17 protein-coding genes, 4 tRNA genes and 1 riboswitch are annotated in these 17,875 nt (G+C 50.8%); of the genes, 2 read left to right on the forward strand and 19 right to left on the reverse strand.

Translation table 11 applies throughout. The features are described from left to right. Window positions 1-18: 18 nt before the first annotated feature. Both E5336_RS09510 and pta read right to left on the reverse strand, forming a co-directional pair. Window positions 19-753, reverse strand: a complete 735-nt coding sequence (locus tag E5336_RS09510) for a putative ABC transporter permease (RefSeq protein ID WP_135980888.1) — start codon at window positions 751-753, stop codon at window positions 19-21. A 104-nt stretch (window positions 754-857) separates the two neighbouring features. Further along, window positions 858-1,832 carry a phosphate acetyltransferase gene (gene pta / locus E5336_RS09515; RefSeq protein WP_277820841.1) on the reverse strand — a complete coding sequence of 325 codons (975 nt, stop codon included), beginning with the start codon at window positions 1,830-1,832 and terminating at the stop codon, window positions 858-860. 163 nt (window positions 1,833-1,995) lie between these two features. Continuing rightward, window positions 1,996-2,092, forward strand: a riboswitch (THF riboswitch). A 59-nt stretch (window positions 2,093-2,151) separates the two neighbouring features. Here pta and E5336_RS09520 point away from each other — a divergent pair. Then, a complete protein-coding gene (locus tag E5336_RS09520) occupies window positions 2,152-2,697 on the forward strand; it encodes a folate family ECF transporter S component (protein WP_135980889.1) in 546 nt (181 codons plus the stop codon). Window positions 2,698-2,716: 19 nt separating this feature from the next. Here the strand turns inward: E5336_RS09520 and E5336_RS09525 are convergent, their stop codons facing one another. Continuing rightward, the gene (locus tag E5336_RS09525; protein ID WP_135980890.1) at window positions 2,717-3,874 is read right to left on the reverse strand and encodes a bifunctional folylpolyglutamate synthase/dihydrofolate synthase; all 1,158 of its coding nucleotides are present in this window, start codon (window positions 3,872-3,874) and stop codon (window positions 2,717-2,719) included. Between the two features lie 54 nt (window positions 3,875-3,928). Between E5336_RS09525 and E5336_RS09530 the strand changes: the two genes are divergently transcribed. Beyond that, a complete protein-coding gene (locus E5336_RS09530) occupies window positions 3,929-4,597 on the forward strand; it encodes a uracil-DNA glycosylase (RefSeq protein WP_135980891.1) in 669 nt (222 codons plus the stop codon). 53 nt (window positions 4,598-4,650) lie between these two features. Here the strand turns inward: E5336_RS09530 and uvrB are convergent, their stop codons facing one another. The 16 genes from uvrB to E5336_RS09610 all read right to left on the reverse strand — a co-directional run bounded on the left by uvrB (window position 4,651) and on the right by E5336_RS09610 (window position 17,857). Further along, window positions 4,651-6,615, reverse strand: coding sequence for an excinuclease ABC subunit UvrB (uvrB, locus tag E5336_RS09535; protein ID WP_135980892.1), 1,965 nt, complete (start codon window positions 6,613-6,615; stop codon window positions 4,651-4,653). 13 nt (window positions 6,616-6,628) lie between these two features. Next, entirely contained in the window at window positions 6,629-7,303 is a 675-nt protein-coding gene (locus tag E5336_RS09540; RefSeq protein ID WP_135980893.1) for a hypothetical protein, read from the reverse strand. A 29-nt stretch (window positions 7,304-7,332) separates the two neighbouring features. Beyond that, window positions 7,333-8,781, reverse strand: a complete 1,449-nt coding sequence (locus E5336_RS09545; protein WP_277820842.1) for a S41 family peptidase — start codon at window positions 8,779-8,781, stop codon at window positions 7,333-7,335. Window positions 8,782-8,822: 41 nt separating this feature from the next. Beyond that, window positions 8,823-9,725, reverse strand: a complete 903-nt coding sequence (gene ftsX / locus E5336_RS09550) for a permease-like cell division protein FtsX (RefSeq protein ID WP_135980894.1) — start codon at window positions 9,723-9,725, stop codon at window positions 8,823-8,825. After that, the gene (gene ftsE, locus E5336_RS09555) at window positions 9,722-10,408 is read right to left on the reverse strand and encodes a cell division ATP-binding protein FtsE (protein WP_135980895.1); all 687 of its coding nucleotides are present in this window, start codon (window positions 10,406-10,408) and stop codon (window positions 9,722-9,724) included. Before ftsE ends, ftsX (E5336_RS09550) begins: the two co-directional genes overlap by 4 nt. Window positions 10,409-10,421: 13 nt before the next feature. After that, entirely contained in the window at window positions 10,422-11,798 is a 1,377-nt protein-coding gene (locus E5336_RS09560) for a murein hydrolase activator EnvC family protein (protein ID WP_135980896.1), read from the reverse strand. Then, window positions 11,795-12,766 carry a permease-like cell division protein FtsX gene (ftsX, locus tag E5336_RS09565; RefSeq protein WP_135980897.1) on the reverse strand — a complete coding sequence of 324 codons (972 nt, stop codon included), beginning with the start codon at window positions 12,764-12,766 and terminating at the stop codon, window positions 11,795-11,797. The genes E5336_RS09560 and ftsX (E5336_RS09565) overlap by 4 nt, the downstream gene beginning before the upstream one ends. 396 nt (window positions 12,767-13,162) lie before the next feature. Beyond that, window positions 13,163-13,238: transfer RNA gene (locus E5336_RS09570), tRNA-Ala, on the reverse strand. Window positions 13,239-13,256: 18 nt separating this feature from the next. Continuing rightward, a tRNA-Ile gene (locus E5336_RS09575) sits at window positions 13,257-13,333 on the reverse strand. A gap of 193 nt (window positions 13,334-13,526) precedes the next feature. Beyond that, window positions 13,527-13,745: a hypothetical protein gene (locus tag E5336_RS09580; protein WP_135980898.1), complete on the reverse strand. Its 219-nt coding sequence runs from the start codon at window positions 13,743-13,745 to the stop codon at window positions 13,527-13,529. 104 nt (window positions 13,746-13,849) lie between these two features. Beyond that, window positions 13,850-13,925, reverse strand: a tRNA-Ala gene (locus tag E5336_RS09585). Window positions 13,926-13,943: 18 nt separating this feature from the next. Continuing rightward, window positions 13,944-14,020, reverse strand: a tRNA-Ile gene (locus tag E5336_RS09590). A gap of 65 nt (window positions 14,021-14,085) precedes the next feature. Further along, window positions 14,086-14,631 (reverse strand): LOG family protein, encoded by a 546-nt coding sequence (locus E5336_RS09595; RefSeq protein ID WP_135980899.1) that lies wholly within the window; start codon window positions 14,629-14,631, stop codon window positions 14,086-14,088. A gap of 391 nt (window positions 14,632-15,022) precedes the next feature. Beyond that, window positions 15,023-16,366, reverse strand: a complete 1,344-nt coding sequence (locus tag E5336_RS09600) for a glycoside hydrolase family 1 protein (protein ID WP_277820846.1) — start codon at window positions 16,364-16,366, stop codon at window positions 15,023-15,025. Continuing rightward, window positions 16,260-17,639, reverse strand: coding sequence for an alpha-galactosidase (locus E5336_RS12615; RefSeq protein ID WP_135980901.1), 1,380 nt, complete (start codon window positions 17,637-17,639; stop codon window positions 16,260-16,262). Before E5336_RS12615 ends, E5336_RS09600 begins: the two co-directional genes overlap by 107 nt. Next, a complete protein-coding gene (locus E5336_RS09610; protein ID WP_277820844.1) occupies window positions 17,636-17,857 on the reverse strand; it encodes a hypothetical protein in 222 nt (73 codons plus the stop codon). The genes E5336_RS12615 and E5336_RS09610 overlap by 4 nt, the downstream gene beginning before the upstream one ends. Window positions 17,858-17,875: the final 18 nt, after the last annotated feature.

Below are 17,875 nucleotides of genomic sequence, written 5' to 3' on the forward strand. Positions count from 1 at the left end.
CGCAAGAAAAAACATCGTCTATTTCGACGATGTGTGCTTCAAAACGGTATGAATGCTATGCTCGTATCCTTCTTCCAGCTTTTGGGAAACAAATCCCTTCAAGTGCTGGCTCGTCTGCTTCATCTTTTCCAGACTTTGGCGCGCCTGCGTCAAGTATTCAGCCTTCAGCTTGTCGTTCGTTTCATGGAGCGCTTTTTGCAGGTGGGCATGGAGCGCCTCCAAAGCGTGGACATGCTCGTGCATTTCGAGCGTCGTCAAAACGACATCGCTCCAAAACACAACCGAGTACACCGCCTCGATGCCCAAAAGCCACGCGAACGGAATCCAAAGGACTAAATCGTGTACGAGCGGCTGCAGCCAAAACGTCACCGCGATTCCAGCCACGCCATACAGCGTGCTGTTCAGCAGGCAGACACGGCCATGAATGTTAAACGGCTTGTCCGAATAATTCCACCAAAGACGGTGATACTTTTTTTGCAAGTACCAGCTAGTCACGTATTCGAGCACGCTCGTAATCACAAACGTATTCAAAAATACGAGAAACGGATTCATGGAAATCGGGTCGATGACGTAAATGATCAGCAGGCACCCTACCCCGAAAATCGGCACATACGGGCCATGATAAAATCCCGTGTTTAAAAAGCGATGCTGTTTGTATCCGACATACAACCCTTGAACGACCCATCCCCCAAAGGCATAGACCATAAAGTAAAAATAGGCATACATCAGTTGTAAAACCAATTCATGATTCATAGTGTATCTCTCCTCGTTTTCATTGTATCGAAAAGCGAAACGCTTCCCTATTAGAACGCACAAAAAAGAACCGGCGAACCGGTTCGATCTTCTTCATTTACAAATTAAATACCAAGCGAGCGCTGCGCTGCCGTCACGATGGCCATTTTATAAATTTCCTCCCAGGTGCATCCACGGGACAAATCATTGATTGGCGCATTGAGGCCTTGCAGAACCGGACCAATCGCTTCCCAGCCGCCAAGACGGGCCGCGATCTTATACCCGATATTTCCGGAAGAAAGGTTCGGGAAAATAAACGTATTGGCATGGCCTGCCACTTTGGAATGCGGCGCTTTCAAAGACGCTACATCTTCGCTGACAGCGCAGTCAAACTGCATCTCGCCATCCACGTCAAAATCAATCGGCATCCGTTTCAAACGAACAGCGGCTTCCGCCATTTTCGCCACACAGTCTCCTTTTGCAGATCCCATCGTCGAGTAGGAAAGCAGTGCCACCTTCGGTTCCAAGCCAAATTGACGCGCCGTGTTGGCTGTCTGCATCGTGATCTCGACCAGATCATCCGCATTTGGATTGATGTTGATCGAGCAGTCGCCCATGACATATTCCTCTTCGCCTTTGACCAGAAGGAACGCCGAAGAAACGAGCGCGTTGCCCGGCGCCGCCTTGACAAGCTGCAATGCCGGACGAACCGTATCGGCGGTTGAGTACGTCGCGCCACCTAACAAGCCGTCAGCGTAGCCCATTTGTACGAGCATCGTTCCAAAATAGTTCGTGCTTTCCAGCGCTTTGCGGCAACGTTCCATATCCAGTTTACCACGACGAAGTTCAACCATTTTGATAGCCATTTTGTCCATGTCCGGAAATTCCGATGGAGCAATCGTTTCAATGTTCGTCAAATCAAAGCCGTGCTCTTTGGCGCAGCTCTCGATTTCATCTTTTTCGCCAAGCAAAATCGGATGCACGACATCTTTTTTCGCCAATTCGATGGCCGCCTGCTGCACGCGCGGATCCCATCCTTCCGTAAAGACGATCTTCGTGCCTTTCCCTCGGATTTTCTCTTCCAATTTATCAATAATCATAGTTTTATTTCCTCTTTTCATTTGTAGTATAAAACAGGAACGACGAATTTTCTATACGAAAGATTGTGAAGTTTTTAGCATACCTAAAAGAAGAAAGCGTTTTCGCAAACTGGCCGTAAAAACGCATTTACAAGCGTGTTTTCAAGGTCTATACTAGCCTTGTAGCAGAGTAAAGTTATGAACGTTAAGTGTCCGGAACACGGGGAGTTGGTTTCGGAACGAAAAGGCATCTTGCGATTCGTAGCTTGCATCCCGCTGTTGCCTAGAAAAACCAGATCAACCTCTTTTTTCTTCGCACAAAGGGAAAGGAGGTTTTTTTATGAATGATTACTTTGTTATGCTGAAAGACAACGTGCGCTCTCTTAAAAACACACGCGTCCTTGTTGGTGTCGCCCTGTTTTGCGGATTGCAGATCATCCTCAATTCGTTCAACATTTATTTAGGTCCGACGCTGCGGATCACATTCGGGTTTTTAGCGACAGCCGCCAGCTGTTATTTTTACGGACCGTATCCGAATATGCTGGCCGCCTTTGTCATGGATTTCATCGGCTACGCGATGCATCCCGACGGTCCGTATTTTCCCGGCTACGCGCTGAACGCCATGCTCATCGCGCTGATCTTTTCCTCGTTTTTTTATCAGCAAACCATTAAACTGTGGAAAATCGTCGTCGCCAGAGCTTTGATCGTCGTCTTCGTTTACATGATCCTCAATTCGCTTTGGCTTTCAATCATGTACGGGGACAGCTTCTTCGTTTTGCTTGGCGCTCGCGTCTTAAAAAACGTGATTTTATTCCCGGTCGATGTCGCACTGTTGTTTTCTATCTTAAAAATATGCGAACGCCTGCGGCCTTCCATTAAAATTTAAAAAGCCCTTCCGGGCTTTTTTAGTTGTTTTTGTTTGGCAACGTCTGCCAGCGCGCGAGCACATCGCCAACAAAATACAGCGAGCCGCACACGAGCGTGTCTTTTTCGGTGTTTTGCAGGCGGGTCATCAACGCCGTCACATCTATGCAGGGCAATCCGTAACGGGCTTGCAGCGCATCCAGATCGCAAAGACGCGTGCTGTCAAAATGCACCAGGGTGATTGGCTGCTCCAGACTCGCTAAAATTTGAAGCATCGCGTCTATTTCCTTTTCCTTCAACGCGGAAAAATAAATCTCGCCTTGAAAGACCGGCAGCGATCGAACAAGGGCCCGGATTCCCGGCACGTTGTGGGCTCCATCCACAATCAGCTTCGGCTGCTGGCGCAGCAACATGAAGCGACCGGCCCATTGATAGTCGTCGATGACCGGCTGGATCACGGCGGGCTTCAACAGCCGCAGCTGTTCCAGCGCGCTTAGTGCCAAAATCAAATTGTCCCGCTGATACGCCGCCAGTTTGGAAAGATCGAACCGGGAAACGTCGTAGTCGGCGACAAGCAGCGAAGTCCGGCGCGCCAGCGCTTCTTCCTCCATCACCGCAAAGCACGTCGTATCGTAAGCGATAGCCAGTGTGCCTTCTTTAAAAATTCCCGCTTTTTCCTTTGCGATAGCGTTTAAGCTGTTTCCTAAATACTCCATATGATCCATTCCGACATTGGTAATGAGCGTGGCCAGATAATCGAGCGCGGTGGTCGCATCCAGCCGGCCCCCCATGCCGACTTCGATGATCCCGTATTGGATATCCTGCTCTAAAAAATACGCAATCGCCATAAAAAGATCCATTTCAAACATAGTCAGTTTGTTTTCCTGAAAAAAAGCGGCATACCGGTCAAAGATTGTCTCCCATGCTTCCAGTGAAATCGGCGTGCGGCCCACGCGGATCCGCTCCGTATGCGAGATCAAATGCGGACTCGTAAACACTCCGGTTCGATAGCCGGCTTTCTCGAGCAGGCTGCTCAGCCACTGGCATGTGCTCCCTTTGCCATTGGTGCCGCCGACTTGAATGAGCTTGAGTTGACGATGGCGGGGAAGCGCCTTGTCAAGCCAGGCCCGAAAAACAGGAAGCGGATGGTTTTTCCCTCGTTGATTTTCCATCCAGTAAATTTTTTCTTGAACTGTCATGGATTCATTTTATAAGATTGAAGGAGAAAAACCAATGGAAACGAGGAAGAAAACATGATTCATAACGAATGGAACTTTATTTTGGAGCAAGAATGCGCCAAACCGTATATGCAGGCGCTCAAAAAACTGCTGGCGGCCGAATACAAAACCACAACCGTTTATCCCCCCAAAGATCAAATCTTTTCGGCTCTTGAACTGACCTCCCCGTCGCAAGTCAAAGTCGTCATTCTCGGACAGGACCCTTATCATGGCCCCCGGCAGGCGCACGGTCTGGCCTTTTCCGTCAATCCGGAAATTCCGCTGCCGCCTTCTCTCAAAAACATTTATAAAGAGCTGGAAGCGGAATATCATACTTCTGTCCAACGCACCGGGGATTTGCGGGACTGGGCCCGGCAAGGCGTCCTGCTGCTCAATCCGATTTTAACGGTTCGGGAACACCAGCCGTTGTCGCATCAAAAAATCGGCTGGCAGCTGTTCACCAATGAAATTTTAAAGGCGCTCAACGATTTGCCGCAGCCGATCGTCTTCATCTTGTGGGGTGCCAAAGCACGAGAAGCGAAAAAATTTCTCACCAATCCGAACCATTTGATTTTGGAGTCCGCCCACCCTTCGCCGTTGTCGGCTTCCCGCGGTTTTTTTGGCAGCAACTGCTTTAAAAAAGCCAACGAATATCTGGAAGCGCATCACGAAACCCCAATTCGCTGGACCGAGTCCAATCAATAAAAAAAGCGCGGAATTTGCATAGTGGATTGCTTTCCGCGCTTTTTTTTCGTTTTTTAGTCCTGCAACTCGAGAATCATATCCCGCAGCTGGGCAGCCCGTTCGAAATCGAGCTCCTTGGCCGCTTCCTTCATCTCGGCTGTCAAATCGGTAATCATCTTTTCCTTTTCCTTGGCACTGATTTTCTTTCGTTTCAAGTATTTTTTCGTTGCCTCTTTCGTTTCTTTGGAACGCACGACATCGTGAATCGGCTTGACGATCGTTTTTGGCACGATATGATGCTTCTCGTTGTACTCCATCTGGATTGCCCGGCGTCTGGCCGTTTCCTTGATGGCCTCGTCCATGCTTTCAGTGATCTTATCCGCATACATAATGACTTTTCCTTGCGCATTGCGGGCCGCCCGGCCAATGATCTGGATGAGCGAACGGCGCGAACGCAAAAAGCCTTCCTTATCCGCGTCCAAAATCGCGATCAGCGACACTTCCGGAATGTCCAGTCCTTCCCGCAGCAAGTTGATCCCGACGAGAACATCGTATTTTCCTTCCCGCAAATCGTGGATGATTTCTGTTCGCTCAATCGTCGTCACTTCATGGTGCAGCCACGCCACTTTCAAATCCATGTTTTTCAAATACGACGTCAAGTCTTCCGCCATCCGAACCGTTAATGTCGTCACCAGCGTTCTTTCATGCCGCGCAATCCGTTCTTTGATTTCATCCACCAAATCGTCGATTTGGCCTTCGATTGGACGAACCTCCACGACGGGATCCAGCAATCCGGTTGGCCGGATAATTTGCTCTACGACATGGCCGTCGGTGCGTTCCAGCTCGTAATCACCCGGCGTAGCCGAAACGAAAATCGACTGCGGCGTAATGGATTCAAATTCGTCAAATTTCAGCGGCCGGTTGTCCAAAGCGCTTGGCAGCCGGAATCCGTAATCAACCAAAGTTTGCTTGCGGGCCTTGTCGCCGTTGAACATGCCGCGAATTTGCGGCAGCGATACGTGGCTTTCATCGACTACCAGCAAGTAATCGTCCGGAAAGTAGTCAAACAGCGTATACGGGCGCTCGCCTTCCTTGCGGCCGTCAATGTGCCGGGAATAGTTTTCAATGCCCGGGCATACGCCAAATTCGCGAAGGGCCTCGATATCGTACCGGCACCGCTGCTCGAGCCGTTCTTTTTCCAAAGGCTTGCCCATCGAATCGAAGTATTCCAGTCGTTCTTCTAGCTCCTGTTCGATTTTGGAGGCCGCCTTTTTCATAATGTCCATGCTCGTCGCGTAGCCGTTGGCCGGATAAATGTTGTACATCTGGTAGGCGGCGTTGAGCTTGCCGGTTAGCGGATCGACTTCGCAAATGCGCTCAATTTCATCACCAAACATTTCGATGCGGATCAAATACGCGTCGGTGTGGCCCGGCGTGATTTCGATCGTGTCGCCGCGAACCCGAAACGTGCCGCGCGCCGGATCCATGTCGTTGCGCTTGTATTGCTGGCCGACGAGCTTAAGCATGAGTTCATTGCGTTCGATCACGTCGCCGACATGAATCGTTTCAATCATGTCTTTGTATTGATTCGGATTGCTGGCGCCGTAAATCGAAGCGACACTGGCAACAATGATCGTGTCGCGATGATGAAGCGCGGCGTTGACGGCCGCCATGCGCAGCATGTCGAGTTCCTCGTTGGTTTTGGTGTTTTTGTCAATGTACGTGTCAGTTTTGGGCATGTACGCTTCCGGCTGATAATAATCGAAATAGGATACAAAGTACTCTACGTGGTTGTTTGGAAAAAACTCTTTGAATTCCGAATACAGCTGGGAAGCGAGCGTTTTATTGTGGACAAACACCAGCGTTGGCTTGTTGACTTGTTCAATCACATTGGAAATCGTAAACGTTTTTCCGGTTCCGGTCGCGCCCAGAAGCACTTGCGCTTTTTTTCCTTCGCGAATGCCTTCCACCAGCTCCTGAATCGCTTCGGGCTGATCGCCGCTTGGTTTGTATTCAGACACCAATTCAAAATGATCCATGTCTTCCCTCCTTTTAAATGTTGTTTTCTACTAAAAACTTCCGGGCGCTTCGATACGCCTGAAATGCGGTTGGATACGCGGTTTTCTGATCCGTTGGCAAAGCGTCGTATCCATAAATTTTCAAATTTTTATTTTTATCCATAATGAGCAGCCAAATATCGCTCGTGTTGTTGCCGGTCTTGACGAAAAGCACCGTGTAGGCCGTTTTGGTTTCCGGATCGTAGTTCCACGTTTCCGGCCGGTACGTCAGCGAATCGGTTTTGGCGGTTCTTTTTTTATTTTCCGTTTTCGCTTTCCGATCCGTCTGATGCTCCGACACCGACCAGGAGTCGATTTTCCCGACGGTTTCTTCATCGACCATGACTACATTGCCGATATCCAAAATCGAACCGCTCGAAATATCGAACGCGATTCTCGTTTTGGGCAGCGTGATAATCGTTTTGCTTGAATCCGCGGCCGGAAACCGGTCTTGTCCGGTAATGGTCATCGTGTAGACGCATGGCGCCTGCAAATCGGATAAATAGTTGGAGTGCTCCTCGATCTGGATTGTCATCATGTACGTGATGATCCCGAAAACGAGCGAGAACGCGGCGATAAAAATCGAAATATACGTACTGTATGTTCCGACAGACTGTAAAAAAGAATGGGTGAGCGAAGTCTTGTTCACCCTTTTTTTTGATTGACGCATGCAATCGCCCCCTTAATTGTTTTTGCGGTTTACTCCTGCGTGATCATTTCGATGGCTTTTTGCCGTTGGGTATCGTCTTTGGCTTCGTTTTTATTGATTTCAAGAAGAACGTTGTCTTCCAGCGCCTTCCATGTCGCTTCGTCGCTGCGGCCGGTGACGTTAAGATCGTGATCGCGCTGGAACTGCTTCAGCGCTTCCGAAGACGCCTGGGAAAAATAGTTGTCGGTTCGATCGACCGCGTACCCTAAATACGCCAAATACATTTGGAGCGCCTGGGCGTTGGCGGCCACTTCATCCGGACCAAATTCCAAATCCTTATTCTCGGTGGAATAGTACACGGAACGAATTTCCTGATCCGCCACTTCCACGTCCGGCGCAAAGCCGACTTGATTGATGGAAGTTCCATTCGGCGTGATCCATTCGGTTTCCGTATATTTTAACGACGTTCCATCCTCAAATGGAATGAGCACTTGTTTCGTTCCTTTCCCATATGTGTTGACGCCAACGGTTTTTACTTTGTCCCCTAAATTGTCCTTGAGCGCCCCGATGAGCACTTCCGAAGCGCTGGCGGTGTTGCCGTTTTGAAGAATGACGATTTGATCGAAATCCGCCGGATCGTATTCTTTGGAAACGAGAGTTTCTTCGATTTTCCCGTTTTTTTGTTTTTCCTGGAACACGACGCTGTTTTCCGGCAGCAGCGAGGAAGCGATCGTTTGCGCCGCGTCCAAATAACCGCCGGTGTTGTCGCGTAAATCAATCACAAGCTTTTTCAATCCGGCTTTCTCGATTTGCTGGATGGCTTCATGGAAGTCCTTTCCGCTGTTTTCCGAAAAACTGGATAAAATGATTTCCCCGTAATCGTCAAAGAGCCGGCAAATGACCGTCGAATCGTATTCGCCAGGCGTGACGGTCGTTTGGTTAGACTTGCCATCGCGTTCATACTCGATTTCCAGTTTTTGATCCGCGTGGTTTTTAATGGTGTCAATGATTTCGTCGCTGGTGGCCTGCGCGCAGTTCAAATTTCCGACTTTCGTAATGATATCGCCTTCCGTTAAACCAGCCTGGTCGGCCGCCGAGCCGATGTACACGCTGCGCACGACCATGTTGCCCGCCTCGTTGCGGAAAAAGCCGACGCCGATGCCGACGTTGGAGCCTGACAGCGCGTCGGAAAACCGCTTGGCCTGGTCAAGCCCCATATACGTCGTATGGGGATCTATTTCATTGGTTGTCATGCCATCAATGGCTTGCTCGACCAGCGTATCCTGCACATCGTCGATTTCATTGGCGTAATACCACTTGTTCGTCATTAAATCGTAAATCGTTTCGAGCTTTTCAAACTGGCCGGTGTCCTTTCTTTGGGCTTTTTCCATCAAAAGGGGGACCGAAACGCCGGCTCCAAAGCAGACGACGCACAATCCGACGATAAGCCCCTTTTCTTTCGTTGTCAATTTCTCACTTGGCTTCTTGGTTTTTTTCACTCCGGTCCCTCCTGCTATGCCATAAAACGATAGGAGCACTCCTATCGTTTTTCTTTTAAATATTTGCTCACGGCTAGAAAACTCGCGAAGATCCCGATTAGAATCGCTGTGCCGAGCAGCAGCGCCGCGCACCATCCAAGGATTGCGTTTGGCGCGACGAGTTCGAACACACTCGCAAACAGCCTTCCATTCATACTGTCATAAAACTTCGGATATCCCCATGCGATGAGCAAAAACGGAATGAGCGCCCCGCAAAGCGAGATCATCAGCCCTTCCATTTCGAACGGCCGTTTTACAAACGAGTTTTCCGCGCCGACTTGCCGCATAATTATAATGTCATCCGAACGCGAATATATCGTAGTACGGATCGTATTATAAATCAAATAGAACGAAAGGAGAAGAAGCAGGAGGATTCCCGCTCCGGCAATCACGCGCACTTGCGCCAGCAAATCGACAAGCGAGCGCACGCTTCCGCCGCCATACGCGACGGAGGCGACACCGGGAATCATGTCGATTTGCGAACTGACGGCGGCCAGATCGTCCCCCTGGTTGGCATAGACGAAAAACGCGTCCCCCAGCGGATTTTCGTCGCCTTCGTACATGGAAAACGCTTCGCCTTTTTCTTTGACCATGAGGGCGAGCTCGTCCGCCCGGCTTGAAAACACGATCGTTTTGACACCGGGAATGTCTTTGATTTTCGTTTCGATGTCGTCGATTTGGGCCGTGTCGCGGATTTGCGGATCCAGCACGACATGAATCGACAAATCGCCTTCGACCCGGCTTGAAAAATGTTCAATGTGTAGCCCGACGATTAAAAACACCCCAACGAGCAGCAGCGTGATGGTGACTGCGGAGAGCGCGGAAACCGACAACAGAAAGTGCCGGCGCAAGCCGAGCCAGGCGTATTTCAGCTCGTATCCGAGCAACGTCAGCTGTCGTTTCATAAGCTCTTGTATCCACCCGCGCTCGAATCGTGGATCACATAGCCGCCATCCAAAATAATCGTGCGCTTCCGAAAGCGGTCCACGAGTTCTTTGTCGTGCGTCACCATCACGATCGTCGTGCCGAAGTTGTGATTGATTTTTTCAAGCAGCCGGATGATTTCCAGACTTTTTTCCGGATCCAGATTTCCGGTTGGCTCGTCGGCGATCAGGATTTTCGGCCGATTGGCAATCGCCCGGCCGATCGTGACACGCTGCTGCTGGCCGCCCGATAACTCGTCCGGGTAGCTGCGGGCTTTGTCGCGCAAATCCACTAAATCCAAAATTTCGCGAACCCGCGTCTTGATGGCTTTTTTCGGCATGCCAATGACTTCCAGCGCGAACGCGATGTTTTCCTGCACCGTCAGCTTGGGCAGCAGACGATAGTCTTGAAAAATACAGCCAATGTTTCTTCGGTAGGCTGGAACCTTGCGGTGTTTGAGTGCCCCGACATCGACTCCGTTGACAATCACGGTTCCTTCATCGGCGACTTCCTCGCCATTGAGCAGCTTGATCAGCGTGCTTTTCCCGGATCCCGTGGCGCCAATCACGTAAACGAACTCCCCGTCTTCGATGGATAGATCCACGTGATTGAGCGCGTGGACCCCGTTCGGATACGCTTTGGTGACATTTTTCAATTCGATCATGGTTGAAACCTTTCTAGGAGAAAAATTTCTCCGGTCTTTCGCGACATGGTGTGGCGCCGCCGGTTGCCTCGCACGACGTGGAGGTTGTGTTCCAGCCAGTGCCCCACGCAAAGTCCGCGCCGGCCGCAAATCGCTGCACGGCTTGTTCGACGCTCATATTTCCTAAATTGTATACTTCGATGTGGCAATGCGGACCGGATGTGTTGCCGGAATTGCCCGTGGCCGCAATGACCTGCCCCTGGCTGACCATTTGGCCGGCGCTGACCGCCATGCCCTCTTGCGAAAGATGGGCAAACGAGATAGCGTATAGCGTCCCGTTGACGTTGCACAGCATTTCGACGGTGTTTCCGCCGCCGATCGGATAGCCCGACCAGTTGCCTAAATAGCCGGAATTGCTCGGGACCGGGTTGGCGGCGTACAAAATCAGGCCGTCGGCCGGTGCCACGACGGGCGTTCCGATCGGAACAGCCCAATCCAGACCGAGATGCAACCCGCCGGACGGATACGCCCACGTTCCGGCGGACTTGCCGCCGCCCGAAATCGGGAGGACAAAGCCGGGCACGCTGGAGAGCACGGTGCCGGCCATGGCGGTCGTGATAGTGAATGGACGTATGGCGTCCATGTCGGCTTGCGCGGCGCGTTTTTGCGCTTGCAGCTCGGCAATTTGCTGCTCGTATTGCGCGACGAGCGCGTTGTAGCTTTCTTCGAGCGCTTTGGCTTCCGCCTTTTGGTTTTCGAGCTGCTGGCGGTGCGCTTCCTGTTCCTCTTTGAGGCGGACGACTTCGGCGCGCTGCACTTCCAGCTCCGCTTTGAGTTTGTTGAGCTGCTCGATTTGGTCTTGATCGTTTTCGGTGATGCGCTCGATCCCGCTAATGCGTCGAAGCATGTCGTTGAGATCTTTGCTGCCCATCACCAGGTCGATGACCATGTTGGTGCCAAGACTGGATTGCTCCTGGCGCATCCGGTCTTTGATTTGCGCGTCCCACATTTCGATCTCGGCTTGCTTGGCCTGGATTTCATTTTCAAGCTGCCGGATGTTCGTGTCGAGCATAGCGATCGCGTTTTCCGTTTCGGCGATTTGAGCCGACAGCTGCTCGGCGAGCGCTTTTTGTTCCTGCGCAAGCGAAGCGACCCGTTCCACATCGTTTTCCAGCGTCGCGATGGATTCGTTAAAATTGTTTATGCTGCTGGAGAGCTGCTGCCTTTTTTCGTTTTGGTATTGCTGAAACCCTTCACAGGCTTTCACATCGCTTTCGCTTGTTTGCGGCTTCGTACACTTTGTGTACCATTCTTCGGTATTGGAGTAGTCTTCGGCGTAAACCGGCAGCAAACAAGCTGCGCCGACGCAAACCGCCCAGACCAGGCCAAAAATCTTTCGAGTTGTCTTCATCGTATCCACCTTACATACTTTCTAACCGCCAGGAAGGAGCCGATCATTCCGGTTCCCAATCCAATGGCGAACAAACCAAGCACGATCCATACGACAAAAGGAAACGGGGCGAGCAGCTGGAACAAATCGGAAATGAACACGCCATGCATGCCCTGGTAAAAGAGCGGATAGCCGATGCCGACAAGTAGCGCGGGAATCAGCGCGCCCCAGGCGCCGATGACCATGCCTTCGAGTACGAATGGCGTCGTAATGTACCAGTTGTAGGCGCCGACCTGGCGCATGATCGCGATTTCATCTTTTCGCACATGAATCGTCATTTTAATTGTGTTTCGAATCAGGAAGATGGCGAGCAAAATCATAAACAAGACGAGCACGCTGCCGTATCGGCGCAAAACCTGGAAAATCGACACGAGTTTCGTAATGGCGCCACCGCCGTAATTCACCGCGTTGATGCCCGGGATTTCTTCGACGGCTGCGGAAATCTCGTCAATGTGTTCAGGGTCCCGCACTTCGATGATGTAAATATCGTACAGCGGATTTCGGCCTTCTTCGGCGTAGCGGGAAAAGACATCGCCATTTTCCTGAATGAGCTTGTCCAGCTCTTCTTCTTTGGAAGAAAACTGAACGGACTCGATTCCGTCTATTTGCGCGATTTGTTCACGCAAGCTTTCTTTGGAGCTTTCGGCTAAAGTCGGGGAAATGGAAGCCTGAATGACGAGTTCTTCTTCGATTGAATTGGTAAAACGATTGATATTGGCGGCCACGACAACGAGCAGCATCGCAATGAGCAAAGCGATTCCAATCGACAAGGCCGAGGAAAACGCCATTGGAAAATGACGGCTGAGATCTTTGCGTGCGCTTCGATAAAGTCGCGGGATACTTTTCAAAAATAAGAGCATAAAGTCCCTCCGGTTTTTCCTATTATACCATACGGTTTGTTTTCCCATCGGTTTCTTTTTATTTTCCATAATCTTAGGAAAACTCACATTTTTTCCCAAAAAAAGATTATTGTTAAAACACAAAAAAGCCGTATCTTATAGGTGTGTTAAGAGAGCACAATAAAATTCTCTTCTATAATCTCTCTCCTAAAAATAATTATTTAAAACTCAAAAATGCAAAGGCGGGTCGATCTCGCCTTTGTTTTTTTTGTGCCCTGAAAAAAAGCACTCCTTTCGGAGTGCCGGAGATTTCACGCTTCCATCACAATTTTGTTACGTACGATCACAGCAAGATCTCGTGCGCAAAACCTCCGTCTAAAAGTATATAAAATCTATCCCCTGCCGTGAAGAGTATGTATTGACCCTTTTGTAACAAATCAGGCAAAAAAAAGTTCCCATCCGAAGATGAGAACGTTCATTTCAATATGGTGGAGCGTAGGAGGATCGAACTCCTGACCCCCTGCGTGCAAAACAGGTGCTCTCCCAGCTGAGCTAACACCCCACATCATAATTCAGCAAATGGTGGGCCTGAATGGACTTGAACCAACGACCTCACCCTTATCAGGGGTGCGCTCTAACCACCTGAGCTACAGGCCCATTCGCTGAATGCTCCATCATAATACCTTGGGAGCGATCCAATGTCAACAAAAAAAATCAAATTTTCTCAAATTTTAAATTCTTATCCCATTGAACGGGTTGTTAAATATTGTTATAATAGTGATATAGAATAAAACAATATAAACAAAGCTATGCCGAAGGCCTCAAAAGAAAGGAAAAACGAAAACTCATGTCAAGTCCGGCTCAAATCCGTGCTAGCAACAAATACAATAAGAAGAACACCGTCCTCAAAGGCATTCGATTTAACAAGAATACCGAAAAAGAAATGATCGAGTGGCTCTCTGACAAAGCGTTCGGCCCGTATGTCAAAGCCCTGATCGCCGCGGATATGCGTTCGCAGGAGGATGCTTCGAATCAAGATCGTTGCCAGTAACAAAAAAGGTGATTCCATTTGGAAGAATCACCTTTTTTGCTGGCAGCCTCGGCACCTACGATTACGGACAGGGTTGTTATAAAAAAAGTTCCCATCCGAAGATGAGAACATTCATTTCAATATGGTGGAGCGTAGGAGGATCGAACTCCTGACCCCCTGCGTGCAAAACAGGTGCTCTCCCAGCTGAGCTAACACCCCACATCATAATTCAGCAAATGGTGGGCCTGAATGGACTTGAACCAACGACCTCACCCTTATCAGGGGTGCGCTCTAACCACCTGAGCTACAGGCCCATTCGCTGAATACTTAGTTATAATACCCCGTAAATGCGGGTTTGTCAAACTTTTTTTTAAAATTGTTACTTTGTCTGTTCGCTTTCGATTTGCGACAACGCGGCCATCGGCTCATACGCTGTCGATACAAGCGTCATGACATGCTCGCTCATAAAGCGATCGGCCAGCATTCCATTGAGCAAAGAAAGCAGCGAATCGTAATACCCGTTGGTACTCAAAATCACAAGCGGCTTATGGTTTTGGTCGAGCTGCTTCAACGTCAGGATTTCAAAAAACTCCTCGTACGTTCCGATACCGCCTGGCATCATAATAAAGGCGTCGGCCAAATCCTCCATTTTCTGTTTGCGCTCCCGCATCGTATTCGTAAAAATAAACTGGGTGCAATCCTTCGCCAAAATGCCGGGCTGGTCAAAAAATTTAGGAGCCACGCCAATCGACGTTCCGCCATTTTCAAGCACGCCGCGATTGACAGCGCCCATGATTCCCGTGGCGCCTCCGCCAAACACCAGTTCGATTTTCTTTTCCGCCATTTGTTTTCCAAGTTCGTATCCTGCATTCAAATACGCTTGATCAATGTCGTTGCTGCTTGCGCCATATACACAAATTCGCATTGCATGATCCTCCTTTTTATCCTCTCTAGTGTAGCACGCCTGTCTTCCCAAACGCCATTTTACGCATCCCTCACCTTTGCGTTTCCGCTTTGGATTGTCCCCTTAAGCAAATATTTTGACGGTTTCCGCCATTCCATTTACCATAAAACCAGAAAGGAAGGTGTACCTCAATGTATATCACAATCAACGGACTCGCCTTCTTCATTCTTATTGTCGTCGCCGTTCTCATCGGAATCGGTGTCGGATTTTTTCTAGGAAGAAGATAGGCCATTCCATTCTTGATCCATCCAAAAGGGATAGTAAGCCGCTATCCCTTTTTTGATTCCACCCAACTCTCGAAAACACAAAAAGCTGCCGGCATTGACTCGCCAGCAGCCTGAAAAGAAGGCTCTTATTTTTCCAATCCATTGCGCATCGAAACCTTCCGATACCATGTTCCCGATCGTTTCATCGTTCGCCTTTGATCGCTCAAATCGACTTCAATCAAACCGTACCGGTTGCGGTACGCGTTGTTCCAGCTCCAGCAGTCCAGCGCCGCCCACACATGAAACCCGAAACAATCGGCTCCCTCCTGTATCGCTTGATGCAGCCATTCGAGATGCTCCTCAAAAAACGCGATCCGGTACGCATCGTCGATCACGCCCTCCGGATCCCGAAAGCGCTCCTCGTCGTGCACCCCTATGCCGCACTCCGAAACAAACCACGGCGTATCGGGATACAACGTTTTCATCGCCATCGCCACATCGTACAACGCGCGAGGAAAGATTTCCCAGTTTTTCGACGCATTGACTCGCTTTTGCGGCCAGTCGTAATGCGCGTAGTACCGGTCCGGCAGCCAGCCCGTTTCCGTGATCGAATCCGGGGCCTGCACCCGGGTCGGATGATAATAGTTGATGCCCGCAAAGTCGATCCGGTTCGCCATCAAAAGCGCTTCGTCTTCCTCCTTCGCGTTCCACAACACCCCATCACGACGCAAAACATCCACCAGCTCTTCGGGGAAACGTCCAAGAATACTAACATCCAGAAACGACCGCCAATGAAACCAGTCAAAGAACCGCGCCGCGTTTTGGTCCGCCTCGCCGTTTGATTTCGAATACGCCGGTGTCACATTCACGATCAAGCCGATTTTTCCCTTCAAGCCCAGCTTTCGATATTGCTCCACCGCCATCGCGCTCGCCAGACAAAGATGGTATAAAACCTGCACGCCGCGGCGGCCTTCGCCTTTCAAACCCGGATAGTGGTAGCCATACAAGTATCCTCCATCCACAATGACCATCGGCTCGTTGAACGTCGTCCAGAAACGTACATCGTTTCCAAAGCATTCAAACGCCGTTTTCGCGAACTTCGCGAACAGCTCCACGACGTGCCGGCTTTCCCAGCCGCCATACCGCTCAAACAAAATCGTCGGCATGTCGAAGTGGTGCAAATTAAGCACGAGCTCGATCCCGTTTTTCTTCGCCGCCTCGATCATCGAGCGGTAAAACGCCACGCCCTGCGCGTCCGGCTTTCCGGTTTCAAAATCGGCAATCAGCCTTGTCCATTGCACGCTTGTGCGAAACGAGTGGATCCCCGCCTCTTTCATCCGCCGGAAATCCTCCTCGAACCGGTGGAAAAAATCACTCGTCACGTCAGGCCCCACGCCGTCGAAGAAATCCTCCCTTCGCGTCCGATACCACGTGTCCATGATGTTTTCGTATCGTTTTCCGGCCCAGCCTTCGCTTTGCGGGCCGCTCATCGCCGCGCCCCACCAAAAGCCATCCGGGAATTTTAAAAACGTCTTCATCGCCCGTCTTCTCCCTTTTCCAGGTCAGCGCCGAACAAAAATCGCCCTTCAGCACCGCCATCTCGCCGTTGGCTCCATTAAAGCGTAGCGGCACCCGCAAGCCGCCCGCTTTGAGCACCGCGCCGTCGATCGAACAGCCTTCGATCGTATATTTCGCGTTCGCCTCCACCCCCGGAACGCACACCCGCTCGTTTCGGGAAACCCGCAAATCAGCCACCGTGCTGTAAAATCCCGTCAAATACGTCGCCTTGTTTCGGGCGATGGCCGTCCACGCCCGCCATCCTTCGTGTTTCGGATGGACATACAACGTGCCATTCAAAATCAGCGGCTGCATCGCTTTATATTCCGCGATCGCCCTTTTCAGCTGCTCCTTTTCTTTTGGTGCGCACTGGCAAAGATCCAGTTCCAAGCCGAGGATCCCGAACACCGCCACATGCTCCCGCATCGTCAAACTCGTTTTTCGAAACGTCTGGTGGTTGGGCACCGCCGAAATATGGTTTGACATGCACGCCATCGGGTACGCCAGCGCGCATCCCGCCTGAATGTCCAAACGGGCGAAGGCGTCGGTATTGTCGCTCGTCCAGATTTGCGGCGCGTAATACAGGATGCCCGCATCAAACCGGCCCCCGCCCGACGCGCACCCTTCCACAAGCACATGCGGAAAATCGTTCGCGATTTTTTCATGTAGCGCGTAAACCCCCTGGATATACCGGTGATAAAATTCCTTTTGCGAGCGCCCCTGCGACGCGAGATACGGGGAATACGCCTCCGTCACATCGCGGTTCATGTCCCACTTGATGTAGTCGAGCTTCGTCTGCTCGATGATTGTTTTCATTTGCGCGTACACCGCGTCCACGCACGCCGGATTGGCAAAATCAAGCACGAGCTGCCCCCGGCCGTAGCTGTACCGGCCTTGCGGCGGACGGACGACAAATGCCGGATGCGCGGCATAAAACGCGGCGTCCTCGTTGACCATTTCCGGCTCGAACCACAAGCCAAACTGCATTCCCGCTGCGTGGATCTTCCTGGCGAACGCGCCAAGCCCTTCCGGAAATTTTTTCCGGTCCGTATGCCAGTCGCCAAGCGACGACCGGTCGTTGTCCCGATGGCCGAACCAGCCGTCATCGACGACAAAGCAGTCCACCCCGAGGGCGCGTGCCTCTTCGGCAAGCCGCAGCAGTTTTTTTTCGTTCAAATCAAAATACATCGCTTCCCAGCTGTTCAAAACGACCGGACGCGAAGGGAGGATTTCTTCGACGGCGTGACGCCTTCCAGGCCAAATGTAGCGGGCAGGTATTGAATGATGATGGCGATGGACGCGAACATCGTCGCCGGGAAAGCGACCATGAAACCATCGCGCAGCGAGCAAAGATATTTGTTGGTGGAAACCATTTCGGCAAACGGGCCGATTTTTTCCATCAATTTGTCTGTCAATCGGTTCATTGTGTATTTCTCCTTCTG

Origin of the sequence: Dubosiella muris (assembly GCF_004793885.1) — a bacterium.
GTDB classification, from domain to species: domain Bacteria; phylum Bacillota_I; class Bacilli_A; order Erysipelotrichales; family Erysipelotrichaceae; genus Dubosiella; species Dubosiella muris.

Coding starts and splice junctions, on each gene's coding strand:
- E5336_RS09510 (WP_135980888.1), bottom strand. CDS start 753: ATGAATCATGAATTGGTTTTACAACTGATGTATGCCTATTTTTACTTT.
- E5336_RS09595 (WP_135980899.1), bottom strand. CDS start 14,631: ATGCGAATTTGTGTATATGGCGCAAGCAGCAACGACATTGATCAAGCG.
- E5336_RS09580 (WP_135980898.1), bottom strand. CDS start 13,745: ATGGAATCACCTTTTTTGTTACTGGCAACGATCTTGATTCGAAGCATC.
- E5336_RS09600 (WP_277820846.1), bottom strand. CDS start 16,366: ATGAGCGGCCCGCAAAGCGAAGGCTGGGCCGGAAAACGATACGAAAAC.
- E5336_RS09560 (WP_135980896.1), bottom strand. CDS start 11,798: ATGAAGACAACTCGAAAGATTTTTGGCCTGGTCTGGGCGGTTTGCGTC.
- ftsX (WP_135980894.1), bottom strand. CDS start 9,725: ATGAAACGACAGCTGACGTTGCTCGGATACGAGCTGAAATACGCCTGG.
- ftsX (WP_135980897.1), bottom strand. CDS start 12,766: ATGGAAAATAAAAAGAAACCGATGGGAAAACAAACCGTATGGTATAAT.
- E5336_RS09610 (WP_277820844.1), bottom strand. CDS start 17,857: ATGAACCGATTGACAGACAAATTGATGGAAAAAATCGGCCCGTTTGCC.
- E5336_RS09525 (WP_135980890.1), bottom strand. CDS start 3,874: ATGACAGTTCAAGAAAAAATTTACTGGATGGAAAATCAACGAGGGAAA.
- E5336_RS09540 (WP_135980893.1), bottom strand. CDS start 7,303: ATGCGTCAATCAAAAAAAAGGGTGAACAAGACTTCGCTCACCCATTCT.
- uvrB (WP_135980892.1), bottom strand. CDS start 6,615: ATGGATCATTTTGAATTGGTGTCTGAATACAAACCAAGCGGCGATCAG.
- pta (WP_277820841.1), bottom strand. CDS start 1,832: ATGATTATTGATAAATTGGAAGAGAAAATCCGAGGGAAAGGCACGAAG.
- ftsE (WP_135980895.1), bottom strand. CDS start 10,408: ATGATCGAATTGAAAAATGTCACCAAAGCGTATCCGAACGGGGTCCAC.
- E5336_RS09530 (WP_135980891.1), top strand. CDS start 3,929: ATGATTCATAACGAATGGAACTTTATTTTGGAGCAAGAATGCGCCAAA.
- E5336_RS09520 (WP_135980889.1), top strand. CDS start 2,152: ATGAATGATTACTTTGTTATGCTGAAAGACAACGTGCGCTCTCTTAAA.